This is a genomic window from Leptospira tipperaryensis, assembly GCF_001729245.1.
GTDB lineage: Bacteria > Spirochaetota > Leptospiria > Leptospirales > Leptospiraceae > Leptospira > Leptospira tipperaryensis.
Genome location: NZ_CP015218.1, coordinates 470,593 through 486,474, shown reverse-complemented (window position 1 = coordinate 486,474; position 15,882 = coordinate 470,593). Strand labels below are relative to the sequence as shown.

Sequence of the window (15,882 nt, the reverse complement as noted above, 5' to 3'; positions counted from 1 at the left end):
AAAATCGAAGTGGACAATCTTGTTTTGCAGCTCCGATTCCAGATAGAGTTAAGGTTTTTTATCTTCAATCATTTATCTTAAATTGGGCCTTTTTTCACGGAAAAAGAACTTCCAAGATTCGTTTGTCGGACGTCCGACATCGGCTCTGTACTTAGTTGACAGGATGCTTAATTTTAAACATCTTCCCTTTGTGCATCCGTCCCTTATCAATCTTTTGTTTTCAGAGAATTCTTCCTCTTTGCGTAAAAAAGAAGAATTCTCAAAAGCATTTGAGGACTGGATTCGGCTTTCGGACGCGCTCTGCGGAGTTCTCACTTTTAGCTTTGATCAGGGCAAAAGTCTCGAAGAAGTTTCCGCAATCGGCTACGGCGAAGACGGTTTTTTTTATTCTTTCTTATCGCGTTCTACGGGGAATCTCGAAATTCTAAATCGAGAAAATCTTCCGCTTTGGTTTTCTTCCAAAGACCACGAGCTTTTTGATTCTCGCGCCGCGGGTTGTTTGGTTGTTGGAATTCGCGGGGAATCTTTTCTGGACGGTTTCTTTTTGGCTGAGTTCCCGGAAAAACCTTCGGATTCTCTCTTGGCGCTTTGGGCCCTTGTCGCCCGGAAAATTTCCGAAAATTCTCTCCCAAATCTTTCTATTTTAAAAGCCTCGTCTTCTTCGATCCTCCGTCCGGAGTTTCCGAGAAAAGAAAATGTCGGGGAATTTTTGGCTGAAATCTGTGCAGTTACGACCATGCCGGATTGGCTCAAGAGAAGTCCTTGGGTCCGGATTTTGGGCTCTTCCGGAGTTGGAAAAAAAACACTCGGGAAATGGATCCACAGAACCTTGAGTCCGGAAAAGGGAATTCTTGTTTTGGGCTTTTTACCCGAGCAAATTTCCAAACTCGAAAAGTCTTTTGAAGAATGGTCCCGGATGACAAATTCCGGTACGATCTTGATCGAGGGCGCTCAAAAATTTACTTCGGTTCAACAGAAATTCTTCTTCAAAATTCTTTCTGGAGAATCCAGTCCGTTTCGTCTTATTTTTACGGAGACGAGCGGGTCGGAACCCAACGAAATTTTTCGTCCGTTTCGAGAATTTCTTCTCCAGAGAACCATTCCCGTTCCCGCATTTGCGGACTTAAATTCTTTGCAAAAAGAATCCCTGGTTCGGTTTCTCTTAGAGGAGCTAAAAGAATCTCTGGGCCGCGAAGATCTCCGGCTTTCGGAGGAAAATTTAGGAAAGATTCTAAATATGGATTTTAGTAAAAATCTTTCCGGCTTGCGCAATCTTCTCGAAGAATCTATCTTGAGTTCCTCCGGTTCCGAGATTGGAATCCAGGAAAAAAAGGAACGTAAAGATAGAATTTTGACCATTCCGGATTCGGAAGATTTGGATCTTCGCCGGGCAGTCGAGGCAGTCGAAAGACAAAAAATTCTTCTGGCGCATAAATTATTCGGCGGCAATCAGATTCGAATGGCGAAGGCCCTCGGAATTTCCAGAGGGTCCTTACAATACAAACTGAAACAGTTGGAGATAGGTTAAAAAGTGGATCTTGATTCTTTATATGAGGAGCGAAAAACTCCGGGTGGATTTTTAGTCAAAGTTCGTTTGGCAAAAATGACCTACGTGGTTTTTACCCAAAAAGGTCCGGAAGTTCCTCGCGGAGCAAAAAACAGTTCGATTGTCGTGGCCGTTCCAAGGGTCGTTTTTTTAGGGTCGGAATTCAATCTCGCGCATTTTCGGTTGGGAGAATTGAGTTTTGTAAACGTAAAACAGGGGAAACTCGTAATTCCGTATCAACATTCGAATTCCGGAAATGAAGTTCGCACGATTTTTCTCAACTCGGGAAGCGACTGCGACGTCCTTCCGGTCGTAGTTTATCATTTTCAAAACAACGAAGATCTGATTCGTTCGAGGGATGAGGGCGTGGATATGCACCATCTGGTTTTGGACGAATCTTATCCGCGACAAGATTTGATCACATTGAAAATCCGTTTTCCGGCCTTGAATATGTTGATCGTTCGTAAAAAAGTTGCCCTTCATAAGGCTGCAGAATCCGTTCCGGCCGAAGCGGTCAAAGGAAAAGAATCCGGAATCGTCGATTTCAATCGTGTGCGCGCCGCGGACATTTTGGATTCCGGAAATCTAAATATTCATTCCGGGAACCCGGTCTTTTTGGCCCGGATTCATTTGAGAAGAATGGATCTGGAAAAAGTAAAACAACTCCTTCTGGATTTTCAATTAAAACCGGAAGAGGTTTCTTTCATTCGCACTTTTTTCTCCGTAATGATTCGCAACGAATTTGAAAAAGAAGAACTCAGACAAGTGAAGCCAAAACTTCAGAGTTTGGATGAGGGATTTCGTCTGGCGGAATTGATTTTAGAAATGAAGGTTCCGGAGTTTGAAATCGAGCTCGAAAAGAATTTTGGTCCTGAGATTGCGAGCATGTGTTACGCGCTTCTGGAAAAAGAACAAGAGCGAGCCGAAGAAGAAGAAAAAGGTATCATTCTCTGGGAATGGAAGCTCCGCGTGAAACGCCTTTTCCGCAAAAGCGCCTAATCAAAAATTCTTAAAAAAACTCCGAAAAAGGTGAAAAAAGGCTTCCTTTTTCCTGAAAAACGGGCAAATTAAAGAAAATTGCTATGTTTTTTCGATCTCAAATAAAATTTCTGGCACAAATCTTGCTTATCGGATCCCTCGGGTTCGGTACCGCAGGAGCTTTGTCTGCCGAAGAAAATGAGATCGCGGAAGCCTCTGAAATTTCTATTCATCAGTCGGAAGTGGATCGAGTTCTTTCTTCTCCGTTGAGTAAAAACTTAGATCTGGATCAGGAAGATTTTTTTGTTTCGAAAAAGAATCGGATCGCCCTTTTTCAAAAACAGAAATCTCGTCCAAGCAAAATTCAAACTTCCTCTCAAGCAGAACTTTCCGGATCTCATTTTGAAAGTTTGAGCGCCGGTTTCAAAGGTTGTCCTGATTCTTCTTTTACAAAGGATTCTAATTTCCATTTTATCTTTCTATCCTTGTCCTCGGTAAGAATTCTGAATTCGAATTCCATTTTGAACCAAGAAGATGCCGCGAATTCTCTCTTGAAAAACGGCTCGATGAATGAAGGTCAATGGACTGTTTATGCCGACGCGAAATGTCCTCTTTTTACTTTCCTGAATCTCTGGGAGAATTCTTGTTCTTCCGAGAAGCCTTTCCTCTCACAAAGTCACTTTCAATTCAGTCGGAATTTCGCCGCTTTTGCAGGTTTTTATCCTGGAGATCGGTTCCAGAAAACGGCTTTTGGTTTTCACAGCGCAGGGCACAGAGACCTAAGAGATGTTTTGGCATTCGGGGATTTCGCTCAAGATGCCAAGCTGAAGGAGAAAAGGGCGGCCGCTTTCTTTTCTACCAGATCCTTTGCGACAGGAACAAGGGAGAATCTGCATTCTTTCTTAGGAGCCGAAATCCTTTTATGGAATCAAGGAGAAATGAACAAGATTCTGATTCAACCAGGGAGAGCCATTAGTAGTAGTTGGAACGAAGGAACTCCTATGAATTTCTTTGTTCATTCCTCTAGGAAAGGGATGAATCTTTCTTCTTCCATCCTCAAAAATTCTCCTTTCGATTCTCTGGTCGGATAAAATCTAAATTTGTTTGTTTTTCAGCCCGAGGTTGAAAATCTTTGTCTATGGCTTCCAAAGTGAAACGGTCCTCTTTTCAAAAATTGCTGAACGCAATGAAAAAGATGTCTCTCGAAGTAAATGATTACGAAATCTGTAAACGTCTTGAGACGATAATGATGACCAGCAAAGAAGACCTAAGCCAGGTTGTTGTAAAATCCCTTTTGGACAATCCTACCGATTTTGATCCTAAAACTCTTCCCGAACCCTACGGCCAGTATATAAGACATTTTGTATATATGGTAAAAAGAAACCGAAAGCAGGGGATTGATACGAATTTTGATGCGCCTTCTCATTCTAAATCTTCCGAAAAACAGAACGGCGCCTCGGCCGAATCCTCAAAAATCGCCGCCAAGAAAGCGGCTTCCAAAAAAGCCGTAAAACGATAAAAACCTCCTGTGCTGCGCACAGGGCGGAAAAACCAATTTCTAAATGCCGTCCGCGCGGCATTTTTAGTCCAAATATCGACCAGGCTGCCGAATTGACCTCCGGTGTTGCCGTATTTGGGCAAATATAGAAATGCCGGACATCCGACATGCTGAATTTTGGGCGCTTGCGAGAGGTTAGGGCCTGAACTTGATTCTTTGATCCGGGCATTTTGATAAGCCGCGAATTCTCTAAGAAACGGGCTCGGATAGATTCTGTCCCATTAAAGTAACTGCTTATTTTCGGTCAGTGGCGTTGAGATTTTTCTGAAGGCAGGGAGGCGTATAGGATGAGCAGGTTTCGCGAAGACTGGCTATTCTGCCCATAAAAACGAATCCTTTGTTTGGAGAAGATTTGACGGCCTGTCTTTGCGCAAATGGCCTTTCGGCTAAAAAAATAAACTCGGAGCAGTTCTATAGGCGATATCTGGGCACAAATGAGGTCGTGAGCGACGGCATTTGGCTACTTGGGATTTTTGATCTCCTGCAAGACTGCGCGAGCCCTGGGTTTAAGTTGGCGTAGAATATCAACTTAAAAGGTGCCAATTTGTCATGTGTAGGAAGAATTCCTGCCAATGCAACGATGTCAGGGAAAAGTGTTTTACGAAGAGGTCCCGTTTCTCGAGAATAGAAGCAATCCAATGGCTGAAGTAATTAAATTAAGAGTTCGTTGCCACGCCTGCTCGTATATGATTGAAGGATCTGCAAAATACGGCGCGGGGCATTATGTCGCAGAAGGGGTAGATTTTGAGTTTGTGGCGATCGGGAAGATCGAGACCCCAAAAGGAAAGCGGGTAAAAGCGGAGATTACAGCGATTTGCCCAAACTGTGGCGTAAAAAATAAGTGGACTGTTTAGCAGTAAATAAGGATGAATACTGATTCTTATTAATAGATTAAAAATAATCCTTATCTACTGTATATCGATTAAAATTAAGCAAATATCGTCCTCTGCCTTTGGATCTCCGCGGAATAAGTTTAAATCTCTTTCGATTCTTTGTATGACGGCTGCGGAGGCGTTTTCTTTTGGCTCGGTCTTCTTTGCGATTAACCATCGATAGAATTCACGGTCCCCAAGCATCAACTGCGCCGGATTGTGGGTTTCGGGGATTCCGTCTGTAAAAATAGCGATTCTATCACCATCTTTAAGCTTAAACTCCCTTTCCTTGTAGTCCATCTTTGGAAAAATCCCGAGAATCTTTCCTCCGGGCGTGAGGAAACGGAGTTTATTACGCAATTCATTATGATTAAAAATAATCCCTTTATTATGCCCAGCATTGGCGTATTTTAATATTTTCTTCTTCACATTGAGGTAAAGATAGATTCCGGTGATGAAATTATCGTTTAATTTACCGCAAACCTCATCATTGATCTTCTTCAGGAGCTTTCCTGGTCTTTCCCAATAGGAACGATTCTTTTCAAAACTGGATTTGAGGGTGTTGAAAAAGAGCGCTGCCCCGATTCCGTGCCCGGAAATGTCCGCGATAAAAATTCCGTATTCGGTGCCGGAAATTCGGCGGACGGTATAAAAATCTCCACCTACCGGCAAAACGGGTTTGTAGAGGATTTCGATTTTTATCTTTTCTTCCGGACCCGGAAGGTCTGCGTGCAGGGATTTTTTCTGAATTTTCTCGGCTTGTCGGAATTCTTTCTCTAAGTCGAGTTTTTCCTTGAGGATGTGCTCGTGTTCTAACTGCCGCGTATTGAGCAGTTCTTCTAATCGATTGGAAATGACTGTATGGAGGGTTTGAATCAGAGAATCGGATTCTATCCCGAGAATTTCGGCCGAAATCAGATATTGGAGCCTGTTTTCGGCGCCGATCTTTCTCAAAAGGAAAAACTGAAAATTCTTCCGTAAAAGGACTTCGGCATCGTAAATCTGAGCGAAATTTAGGCCCGAACTTTCGGGAGATAAAATTCTTTGAATGACTTGTTCCGGATTTTGGTACGTGATCGGGCGTTCCTGAGCGAAAGAATACAGTTTCCATCGATAGATTTGAAAGGTGTCAACGACCCTCTGCAGATTGAAGTTCCAGGTTTTAGAAAGACCTTGAAACCAAGATTCCAAGAGCGAAATGCGGGAATAATCTCGACCCGAATGTGGATGATGGTAATTGCCCAATTCTTTAAGAATCGCGAGAATTTCCCTCTGAATGAGGCTGAGATCGGGAAAGGATTCGTTTACAAATTCGGTTCCGGAAAGAATTTTTTGAAGAGAATACACCATGTCTTCTCTTAGGATCAGAAAGAGATTTTGTCTGATTTCAAGACGATCCACTTCCGCTTGCGGATTGGATTCTTTCCATTCTAAGAGTTTTATCTTGGATAAAAACATCTCCACTTCGAATTCGAGGTCTTCGGACATCGATTCCGGAATTTTAGAAACGGCTTTTTGAATCGAATGGATGATTTCGTTTGATAAATCTTTCAGATTCTTTTCTCCCTGGAACCCGCGCTGAATTGAAAAACGACTGGAGGATTTCGGTTTTCTCGGAATCCTGGATCCGGACACACAATCTCTTTCAATGAATTTTACGACTCCACAGTACTTTCTTTTTTTTGCAATCGTTTGGTGTGTCCGATGGATTCTCGCGGCGATTTATCCAAAACGAAATTCCTTCGTTCTCTATTTTTTGCTCTTTGTAAGTTATCTCTTTTATCTTTCTTGGGATTATCGCTTTGGAGCTCTGATTCTTTTTACGACGGTTCTTGATTATTCCGCGGGACGCGCTCTGGGGTCGCAGGAGAATCTTCGAAATCGAAAGATTCTTCTTGGTTTGTCTCTTTTTGGGAATCTATCGGTTCTTGGTTTTTTTAAATACTTTCACTTTTTTACGGATTCGTTTCGAATTCTTTTTTCCTCTTTGGGTTGGGAATTATCGGAACCGACGTTGCGAGTCGTTTTACCGGTGGGGATTTCTTTTTATACGTTTCAATCGTTGAGTTACTCGATCGACGTTTATCGAAAAGAGATTCCTTCGGAGAAAAATTTTCTTCACTACGCGCTATTTCTTTCCTTCTTTCCGCAGTTGGTGGCGGGTCCGATCGTTTCCGCGCGAATTCTTTTGCCTGCATTACGTTCTCTTTTTAGCTGGGAGAATATTCCGCTTCGAGAAGGAATCTGGCTGATCCTCGTAGGCTTTGTAAAAAAGGCAGTGATAGCGGATCGGATTTCTGTGATTTCGGATTTCGCTTATCAATATCCGGATAACGTCTCGAGTCTTTTTGCCTGGATGGGAGTTCTTTCCTATTCCGCTCAGATCTATTGCGATTTTTCAGGTTATTCGGACATCGCGATCGGTTCGGCTCTTCTTTTGGGAGTTCGTTTGCCGGATAACTTTCGACTTCCTTATACCGCGACGAGCTTTTCCGATTTCTGGAGACGTTGGCATATTTCTCTTTCGGGTTGGCTGCGGGAATATCTCTACATTCCTCTCGGAGGAAATCGAATCGGCGGTTTGTTTACGTATCGCAATCTTTGGATCACGATGATTCTCGGCGGGCTCTGGCACGGGCCGAGTTGGAACTTTGTGATCTGGGGATTTTTACACGGTGCGTTTTTGGTTTTGGAACGGTTTGTTCGGGATCGTTTTCGTTTTTCCTGGTCGGAGACTTCTGCCGTCAGAAAGGCATTTAACTTTGTGTATCAGATTTTTGTAATTCTTACCGTTTGCCTGATCTGGATTTTTTTTCGATCTCGAAGTCTCGAGACCGCTCTGGGAATCTTAAAAAAACTGTTTAGCTTCTCGGAAGGAATCGAACCCACATACACGATGCAGTCTCAATTCTTAACCGTATTCTTAGTTTTGGCCTTTGCTACCTGGATCGGGAAAAAAGAAGAATCTTCCGGATCGTTTTCCCGATTTCGCGAGAATCTTCATTGGTCGCTCTTTGCCTTTTTGAGCGCAATCGGTTTTATCGTCGGTGTCGTTCTTACGGTTGAGACAAAACCTTTTCTCTACTTTGTTTTCTGAAACGGTCGTTTGAGGGCTTCTTGGATTTTTGTTGAATCCTTGTAGAGAAAGACCGAAGTTTCGCCGCAAGCCTCTTTTGTGGACGGAACTCCGTACACTTCCAAAACCCGATCTTCCCCCAACCCTTTTGTAAAAACGGCGAAGGTTCCGGAATTATTTTTAAGATACCAATCCCGATTGGAAATCGTATGAGATCCTTCTAATGTTCCGTAGGTGACGTGAAGGGCGTGAATTTTTTTCTCTGAGAAGACGAGAATCTTTTTCGCCGTCCAAAAATCGGCAACGGCGAGTGTGATCGGCTCTTTTTTTGCGATTTCGTCCAAACAGACCGTTTCCTGTGGTACCCACTGGGCGAGTCGAATCAGCCTGTTTTCGAACCCTTCGGGGGATTTTTCGCCGATTTTCCAAAGTAAAAGAAATAAAAGAAAAATTCCGAGTGTGAGATTTCTTTTCGGGAAACCGGCGATCGAGATCAGAAAGAACGGCGCAAGAATCAAGGCCGGTGCCGCATAACGTAGACTGTATTGGTCTACATAGGATCCGCTTGCGATCGGGGCCACTGTAAGAATCGCAAAAAAGAAAAACAGAAAAGCCGTTGTTTTGTTTTTGCGAATTCTCGCGAGACCGAAAATAAGAGCGATCAAAAGAAGAATGAATAATACGGCGGGAACGGGGAAGTTTTCTTTAAATCCGGATTCGATCCAGGTTTGAGCCTCGGTAAAAAAACGAACTCCGTCTTTTTGCGCTTGGGCAAAGGCGACTAACGCAGGAATCTTTCCGGGTTTTTCAATGTATAAAAACGATTTTAAAATCGCGTGAAGAATCAAACCCGCGATCCCCGCGAAAAGAAGAATTTTAGAACTTTCCGGAAAGAATCGTTTCCAGCTGAAATCGGAGTCTTTTCGAGAGGAAAAGAGGAATCCGGCCAAAATTCCTGGAAACACGAGCTCCACGGCGAGGATACGATCGGAAGCGACGGTCAATACGATCCACACAAACAAAATTACTTTTTGTCGTTTTTCTAACTGAGTATGAAGAAGGGGCCAAGCATAGAGAGTCACGAGAAACGCACTCGCGTGAATCGATGGAAGAAAAAGAATATAGAGCGTCGGAAAGTTCGGAGCCGCGAGGAGCAGAAACGAGACAAAGAGAAGGATCCAAGATTTGATTCTTCTGGAATCTCTTTTAGAAAGTTGATTTCGTTTTTTTTCTTCTCTCTGAAAGATCCAAAAACGTTCCATCAAAACGGTAAACAAAATCGTTTGTAAAAATGCGAACACAAGTAGAGCCTTTTGTGCGTTTGCGAAGATCAGAAAGAGAACGGATACGATAGGAAAGTCCGGAAAAAAATACGGAGAAGGAGTGAAGGACCAAGATAGAAAATTGCCCCCGTCTCGAAACAGATCCAAGGCAAGAGCCGGCAAATAAAGAATATCCGAGTTTTGGTAGATTCCTTCTGGACTTAAAGCCAGAGAAACAAAGAGAGAAACAAAAAATAAGATTAGGGTGAGTCCATACTTCAACATTCTCTCCGAAAGGATTTATAGATTCTCCATCGGGTAAAGCTAAAAAAAGAAGTAATCCTGGACAAGCGAGGGCTTGTATCAAACCATTCTTCCTAAGATGAGTTACTCGGCTGGAAAGAAACATTGGGTTCTATTGGGAACCGGACTTTTGTTCTTATTCGTTTTAGATTTTCTTTTTTTCCGTGTTTTGATCTGGAAGGTTCCGAACGAGTCTCCTTGGAGTTCCAATCACTTTTATAACTTCCTCTACGAATACCATTCTCTAGTTGACAAACCGAAACGTCATCCCCGGGTTCTGATCATAGGTTCGAGTATCGCGCACTATTCTTTGGATCGAGAGTCGTTTCAGAATGAAATTTTTAAACGAACCGGAAAACAAGTCGAAGTGGAATTTTTATCTTATGCGGGAATGACTCCTCTCGATGCTTGGCTTTGCAGAAAAAAGATCGCGGACTTGGAGCCGGACTTCGTAGTCTTTCCTATCAACTTTATCGATTGGAGATTACATCGCGCGTATTCTCTGGATCCTTCGAGCAAAAACGAAACGATTTCTTCCGAGATTCTTACGTTGGATGCGCTGAATTTTTTTGAAGCTCCTCAATCTCGTTTTATCTTTCCTCTTGAAACCGCGAAGGAATTTTTTTCAGTTCTCGGTTTTGCGCGAACTTCCGAATATTTCGCGGCGTATCTTTTCGGCTTTTACAGATATAAGGATATTTTTTGGAAGAATCTTCGATCTCTCTACGATCATCGTTATGGAAGAAACACGAGTTATCACGGTTACAACGGGGTCCAGATTCCGGAAAGGGTGACGTCCCTCGGTTGGACCGGTAAAAAATTCTCATTCGTGTTGACTCCAAAGATGAAGAAGGAAGGTTTTTTGGTTCAGATCGTTCCCGAAATTCTCCGCGCTGGACCGGTGAAAATCACATTCCAAAATAAGAATGGAGTTCAATCGTTTACGTTTACCGATCCCGGTTGGAAAAAAATTCTTCCGGATCGAACGTTTGCGGACGGATCGGAGAATTTTCCGATCGCGGCGGAAGTTTCGAACACCTGGGTTCCTTTTTATGCGGAAGGAGAAAACAAGGACTGGAACTATGATTCTCTGGGAGTTCGTCTTCAGCAGACGTTTGGAGCCGACATTCCTCGAAACGGGATGCAATATACGAGGGAAGAGCGTCTGGAAGATCTGAGATATTTAGATATGAGCGATTTAGAATATTCTAAATATTTTAATTTCCGTCTGTTGGACGACTATGCTCAGAGGCCCGGAATCGGTTATCTGATCGCGCTCCACGACGCCAAACACCGAATCGCCGAAGAGAAGTTTGTCCCCATTCTCCATTTTGAATATTTGAAAAAGCTGACCGGTTTCCTTAGGGAAAAACAAATTCCTCTTTGGATCATCAATAACCCGGAGAATCCGATCAGCTTGGGTTGGTATGCCGATTCGCCTTGGTATAGAGATCATCTCGAATTCTTAAAAAACCTTTCCGGAAACGGAGTCGTTTTTAGCGATTTGAAACATTCTCTCCGGATGCAGGACTTCAGCGATTATCATCACTTTACTTTTCCGGGAATGATTAAAATGAGTTCGATTTATGCAGAACAATTCGTCCAAATTTCTGAAAGACAGGGTGATAAACCTGTAAAACCTTGATAAACAAGCCGTAAGAGGCGAATTTTATAAGTTGAGAGGGCGGGTTTCACCGTTTAAATAAAATATGAGCAGGGTTAAAGTTGCCGTTTTAGGCGCCACCGGTTCCGTAGGTCAGCGATTCATTCAATTGCTGGAAAATCATCCGTACTTTGAGGTTACACACCTCTGCGCTTCCGAAAACAGCGCGGGAAAGACATACGCGGATGTAATGAAGAAGAGATGGAAGATCTCCTCTGATATCCCTGCTTATGCTAAGAATATTGTCATCACAACTCCTGATCCTGAAAAAACAAAGGGTGTCGCATTAGCATTTTCCGGTTTGGATGCGAGTATCGCCGGTGAAGTGGAAAGCGCGTATGCAACTGCGGGCGTTCATATCATTTCCAATTCTAAAAATCATAGAATGGATCCGATCGTTCCGATTCTTTCCGCGGAAGTAAACTCTTCTCATCTCGATGTTCTTTCTTCTCAAAAGACAAAAGGAAAGATCATCACAAACTCGAATTGTACGATCATGGGAGTAACCATTTCTCTCAAACCTTTGTATGATCTTTTTGGAATCGAGTCCGTTATGCTCTTTTCTATGCAAGCTATCTCCGGAGCGGGTTATCCCGGTGTCCCAACGATGGATATTCTCGGAAACGTGGTTCCTCATATCGGCGGTGAAGAAGAGAAAGCCGAGATCGAACCTCTGAAATGTCTGGGAAAAGTGGAGAATGGGAAAATCGTTCACGCGGATTTTCCGATCTCGGCGCATTGCAACCGGGTTCCCGTTTTTGACGGACATACAGTTTGTGTTTCCGTTAAACTCAAAAAGAAAACTTCTAAAGAGGAGATTCTTTCCGCTTGGAAAAATTTTTCAGGAGAACCTCAGAAGTTAGGACTTCCTCAGGCTCCGAATCCTCCGATTCTTTATAGAGAAGAAGAAGATCGTCCTCAACCTAGATTAGATCTGGAAACCGGACGGGGAATGACTACGGTCATTGGCCGTCTGAGACCGGATCCGATCTTAGATTGGAAATATGTCGTCTTGAGTCATAACACGATTCGGGGCGCCGCCGGCGCTGCATTATTAAATGCAGAACTTCTTTACAAAAAAAAATTCCTTGGATGATACTGTCATTCGATGTTGGAACCTCAAGCCCCTGAACTAAAAGTCGCAGATTATAATACTGCATTACAACTGACTCAGTCGCTTGAGTCCAGGGGTGATTTTCAATACAAGGGAATTCACAAACTTTTGCTAGTGATCGGGGATTGGACGGATAAATACGTCGCGAATAAAATTCTTCCCAACTCCGATCAGCTCGCCCGCGAGATGAATATTGAAAAAGAGAAGATCAATCAATATCTCCGAGAACTCTGCACGAAATACAATCCTCCGATCGTAAAAAAAATCTGTATGGTGGATTTTAATCCGACTGGCGACGCTTCGGACGGTAAAATTGATTCCTATCTTCGCTTAAATCCGGTCTTTGCGAGGCCGCAAGCCGCGGACGCTTCCACGAGTCATCGTTACGTAGACGGAGTCAACTCCACGACGTTTGCTTCGATTCAACGTTGGGCTAAGGAGAAACGGATCTTCCCGGGCAAAGAAGAATTTATTAAACGAATTCATGCGGCGATCTTAGAAAACAAACTCACGGATACTTACGCTTCCACCGAGATCGGAAGTCTTTTTAACGATCCTCTGGACGTGACTCCGGGTTTAAAACAAGTTACGGTCAATATCCATCTCAAACCGGTTCTAAAAAAACTCGTGGAACAGAAAACCCTATTCTTCTTTCGAAACGAGAACGCGCTCAATCCGGGAAATCGATCCGTTTTTTACTATAACGTTCAAGATGAAATTCTCGCGAGAATCGATGCGTATAAATCGTTTCTGAATGATCGGTTGCTTCCGGAACTTCAAAAGATCGGAGCCATCGGTTCTTTGTCCGATGAAGAACAGGAAAGTACGCGTGCTCTGGTAAACGCGGTCATGCCTTTTTTAAGTCCCGCTTACGGCGATCAAAAGACTGCGATGGAAGAACTCTTAGCTCTCATTCACTTTGAAGAAGAAGATAAGGAAAAAAAGGAAAAGGAAGAAAAGAAAGTAAAACTGGGGGAGATTTTGGATTATATCAAATCTGCGAATCGCCTCGTGGATTTAAGCTTTCTTCGTTTTCGCGGTCAGCAGATCGAAGAAGACATCCGAAACCTTGTCGCTAATCACGAACAGATTCTTCACACCGAGTTTGCCGATAAGAATGCTCTTTATATCTACGTTCTTCATAAACTTTCCGTTGCCGGCGCGATCGAAGCCGCGAGAAAGGTTTTTGCGACGACCGGGAACGACAGTGAAATCCGAATCCTGGATCGGATGAAGATCAAGGATTTTATCGATAACCGCGACCTGGTTGCTTCCTTTGATAAACTCGAGATCTCCAGTCTTTTTAAATACCTTCCTTTTTTCACGCGTCTCTGGAGAAATATTTTCGGAAACGCATCGGTTCACAAATACGAAGCCGAACAGATCAGAGCGCACAATGCGGTTGAACTGAATAAACGTGTGATGGAAGCGAGAACTAAGAAGATTCATGAGGACGCCGCAAAACTCGCCGAAAAAAGAGTAAAAGAGAAAGAGGCCAAAGAGCAGGCGGAGAAGAATATCCGTAAACAAGGCCCTTCTCAAAACAAAGAAGATAAGGTTCCTTCCGCGAGCGCTCCGAAGGAAGTGGATCCTGCCAACGCTAAACTTCTCGAAAGGGTTTTGGACGTGTTAGACGATTACTGGTCCAACCGTCAATACCCGGATCGAAACATTCTTCTTTATGAAATGGAAGGGGAAATCAACGAAGAAGGTTTGATCAACTTTCTCAAGAAGTTCGGGAAGAATGAAATCTTTTCTTTTATGGTCCGAAATCAAGAGGAACGATATACGTTTCCGATTCTCGTGAGTAGAAGATATTTGAAGAAAAACGGAAGAGATTTGATGGAAAAGTCGTCCGCCATTATCAACGAGCAGAAGGATGCGAGTATGCCGGATCAGGATCTTTTTGACTTTTGTATCTCGCTTGATGATTTTCTGAAGAAAACCCTGCCTAAAATCTGATTCCCGATTGTCCAAAGCCCCGCTCTCCCGAATAAAGGTACTACATGAAGAGCGAATCCTCTGTTTTTAGAAAAACCAAAATAATTTGTACCATTGGACCTGCGACCGCCGAGAAAAAAATGATTCAAGCGCTGGCCGAAGCCGGGATGAACGTGGCGCGTTTGAACATGTCTCACGGGAATCACGACTTTCACAGAAGTATCATTCGAAATATCAAAGCGCTCAACAAAGACGTTCTTAAAAATCCGATCGCAATTTTACTGGATACACAAGGCCCTGAAATTCGAACAGGGGACCTTCAAGTGGATCATTTGGATCTTAAAGTCGGAGAAACTTTCACGTTTCATATCATTCCCGGAGCAGAATCCGAGGAACAATCCGTATTTGTAAATTATAAGGACATCGTCAAAGACCTCAAGGTGGGCGATCCGGTGACCGTGGATAACGGTTTGATCAATCTTGTCGTGGAAGAGATCAATGATTCCGCTTTGAAGTGTAAGGTTTTGGACGGAGGAAGACTCGGGTCCAGAAAACATATCAATCTTCCCGGGATTCGAGTCAATCTTCCTTCGATCACAGCCAAAGATCATAAGGATATTCTTTTTGGTCTGGAAGAAGACGTGGACTTTATCGCGCTTTCCTTTGTTCGTTCCGTCGAAGACATCGATCAGTTAAAGAAGATCATCGATGATAATAAAGGTCACGCGCAGATCATCGCAAAGATCGAAGACCAGGAAGCCGTTCGCAATATGAAAGAAATTGTCGCGGCATCGGACGGTGTGATGGTAGCAAGGGGAGATTTGGGAGTCGAAGTTCCGATCGAAGAACTTCCGATCTTACAAAGGGCCATCATCAAAGAATGCGCGCTGCGCGGTAAAAGGGTGATCGTCGCGACCCACCTTTTGGAATCGATGATCAATAACCCGTCTCCTACAAGAGCCGAAGTAACCGACGTCGCGAACGCGGTCTATGAAGAAGCGGATGCAATCATGCTTTCTGGTGAAACCGCGGCTGGAAAATTTCCGGTTCGTTGTGTAGAGATGATGGACAAGATCGCACAACGTGTCGAAAGGACCGGCGGCGTCGACTACGTTCGGGAAAAAATTCCGCAGGATAAAAAAGAACAAATGGCGAAGTCCGCTTCGGAACTTGCGGATTCTCTTAAATGTCCTGCGATCATCGTCATTACGAGAAGAGGGACGACAGCGCTCAACGTGGCCGGTTTTCATCCTCATTATCCGTTGATCTATGCGTTTACCAATATGACGACCGTGAGACGGAAACTTTGGCTTACGAGAGGAGTGATTCCTTATCGAATCGATTTTTCCAGAGATCCTGAAAAGACGATTCGTCTTGCAATCGAAACCTTAAAAAAAGCAGAGAGGCTTGTGGATGGGGATCAGGTTGTGATTCTTTCTGATATTATCGCCGGAGAAGATCGAGTCGAAACGATTCAGATTCGAGAAGTGAAAACGTATCCTGCGGTCGAAGTAGAAACCATTTCCAAGTAAACGTTTCCAGATAAGAATTTTTACGAAGAAAAAAAAT

The 15,882-nt window shown here is 43.5% G+C and carries 12 protein-coding genes; 10 read left to right on the top strand and 2 right to left on the bottom strand.

Annotation, left to right across the window (positions count from 1 at the left end; translation table 11 throughout):
- Nucleotides 1-163: 163 nt before the first annotated feature.
- The 5 genes from A0128_RS21685 (at nucleotide 164) to A0128_RS21665 (ending at nucleotide 4,936) form a co-directional block, all read left to right on the top strand.
- Nucleotides 164-1,528 (top strand): helix-turn-helix domain-containing protein, encoded by a 1,365-nt coding sequence (locus tag A0128_RS21685; RefSeq protein WP_069609831.1) that lies wholly within the window; start codon nucleotides 164-166, stop codon nucleotides 1,526-1,528.
- Nucleotides 1,529-1,531: 3 nt separating this feature from the next.
- Nucleotides 1,532-2,545, top strand: a complete 1,014-nt coding sequence (locus tag A0128_RS21680; protein ID WP_069609830.1) for a hypothetical protein — start codon at nucleotides 1,532-1,534, stop codon at nucleotides 2,543-2,545.
- A gap of 161 nt (nucleotides 2,546-2,706) precedes the next feature.
- Nucleotides 2,707-3,615 (top strand): hypothetical protein, encoded by a 909-nt coding sequence (locus A0128_RS21675; protein WP_156781960.1) that lies wholly within the window; start codon nucleotides 2,707-2,709, stop codon nucleotides 3,613-3,615.
- Nucleotides 3,616-3,662: 47 nt separating this feature from the next.
- A complete protein-coding gene (locus tag A0128_RS21670; protein WP_069609828.1) occupies nucleotides 3,663-4,043 on the top strand; it encodes a phosphatidylinositol phospholipase in 381 nt (126 codons plus the stop codon).
- Between the two features lie 677 nt (nucleotides 4,044-4,720).
- Complete coding sequence (locus tag A0128_RS21665; RefSeq protein ID WP_069609880.1) at nucleotides 4,721-4,936, top strand: hypothetical protein; 216 nt, start codon at nucleotides 4,721-4,723, stop codon at nucleotides 4,934-4,936.
- Between the two features lie 54 nt (nucleotides 4,937-4,990).
- Here the strand turns inward: A0128_RS21665 and A0128_RS21660 are convergent, their stop codons facing one another.
- Nucleotides 4,991-6,589: a PP2C family protein-serine/threonine phosphatase gene (locus A0128_RS21660; RefSeq protein ID WP_069609827.1), complete on the bottom strand. Its 1,599-nt coding sequence runs from the start codon at nucleotides 6,587-6,589 to the stop codon at nucleotides 4,991-4,993.
- A gap of 13 nt (nucleotides 6,590-6,602) precedes the next feature.
- Between A0128_RS21660 and A0128_RS21655 the strand changes: the two genes are divergently transcribed.
- Complete coding sequence (locus A0128_RS21655) at nucleotides 6,603-8,051, top strand: MBOAT family O-acyltransferase (RefSeq protein ID WP_069609826.1); 1,449 nt, start codon at nucleotides 6,603-6,605, stop codon at nucleotides 8,049-8,051.
- On the opposite strand, the gene A0128_RS21650 is transcribed toward A0128_RS21655, so the two are convergent.
- Nucleotides 8,036-9,577, bottom strand: coding sequence for a hypothetical protein (locus tag A0128_RS21650; RefSeq protein ID WP_069609825.1), 1,542 nt, complete (start codon nucleotides 9,575-9,577; stop codon nucleotides 8,036-8,038). The two genes, A0128_RS21655 and A0128_RS21650, sit on opposite strands and share 16 nt — an antisense overlap.
- 97 nt (nucleotides 9,578-9,674) lie before the next feature.
- Here A0128_RS21650 and A0128_RS21645 point away from each other — a divergent pair, with 97 nt between their 5' ends.
- From A0128_RS21645 to pyk, 4 genes are all read left to right on the top strand, one after another.
- The gene (locus A0128_RS21645; protein WP_069609879.1) at nucleotides 9,675-11,240 is read left to right on the top strand and encodes a hypothetical protein; all 1,566 of its coding nucleotides are present in this window, start codon (nucleotides 9,675-9,677) and stop codon (nucleotides 11,238-11,240) included.
- Nucleotides 11,241-11,304: 64 nt separating this feature from the next.
- The gene (gene asd, locus A0128_RS21640) at nucleotides 11,305-12,354 is read left to right on the top strand and encodes an aspartate-semialdehyde dehydrogenase (RefSeq protein ID WP_069609824.1); all 1,050 of its coding nucleotides are present in this window, start codon (nucleotides 11,305-11,307) and stop codon (nucleotides 12,352-12,354) included.
- Nucleotides 12,355-12,366: 12 nt separating this feature from the next.
- A complete protein-coding gene (locus tag A0128_RS21635; RefSeq protein ID WP_069609823.1) occupies nucleotides 12,367-14,334 on the top strand; it encodes a hypothetical protein in 1,968 nt (655 codons plus the stop codon).
- A gap of 44 nt (nucleotides 14,335-14,378) precedes the next feature.
- Nucleotides 14,379-15,845 carry a pyruvate kinase gene (gene pyk, locus A0128_RS21630; RefSeq protein ID WP_069609822.1) on the top strand — a complete coding sequence of 489 codons (1,467 nt, stop codon included), beginning with the start codon at nucleotides 14,379-14,381 and terminating at the stop codon, nucleotides 15,843-15,845.
- The last annotated feature ends 37 nt before the right edge of the window (nucleotides 15,846-15,882 follow it).

Excerpts from the sequence above, each read along its gene's own strand:
- A0128_RS21685 (WP_069609831.1), top strand. The coding sequence starts at position 164 with ATGCTTAATTTTAAACATCTTCCCTTTGTGCATCCGTCCCTTATCAAT.
- A0128_RS21650 (WP_069609825.1), bottom strand. The coding sequence starts at position 9,577 with ATGTTGAAGTATGGACTCACCCTAATCTTATTTTTTGTTTCTCTCTTT.
- pyk (WP_069609822.1), top strand. The coding sequence starts at position 14,379 with ATGAAGAGCGAATCCTCTGTTTTTAGAAAAACCAAAATAATTTGTACC.
- A0128_RS21645 (WP_069609879.1), top strand. The coding sequence starts at position 9,675 with ATGAGTTACTCGGCTGGAAAGAAACATTGGGTTCTATTGGGAACCGGA.
- asd (WP_069609824.1), top strand. The coding sequence starts at position 11,305 with ATGAGCAGGGTTAAAGTTGCCGTTTTAGGCGCCACCGGTTCCGTAGGT.
- A0128_RS21670 (WP_069609828.1), top strand. The coding sequence starts at position 3,663 with ATGGCTTCCAAAGTGAAACGGTCCTCTTTTCAAAAATTGCTGAACGCA.
- A0128_RS21635 (WP_069609823.1), top strand. The coding sequence starts at position 12,367 with ATGTTGGAACCTCAAGCCCCTGAACTAAAAGTCGCAGATTATAATACT.
- A0128_RS21655 (WP_069609826.1), top strand. The coding sequence starts at position 6,603 with ATGAATTTTACGACTCCACAGTACTTTCTTTTTTTTGCAATCGTTTGG.
- A0128_RS21665 (WP_069609880.1), top strand. The coding sequence starts at position 4,721 with ATGGCTGAAGTAATTAAATTAAGAGTTCGTTGCCACGCCTGCTCGTAT.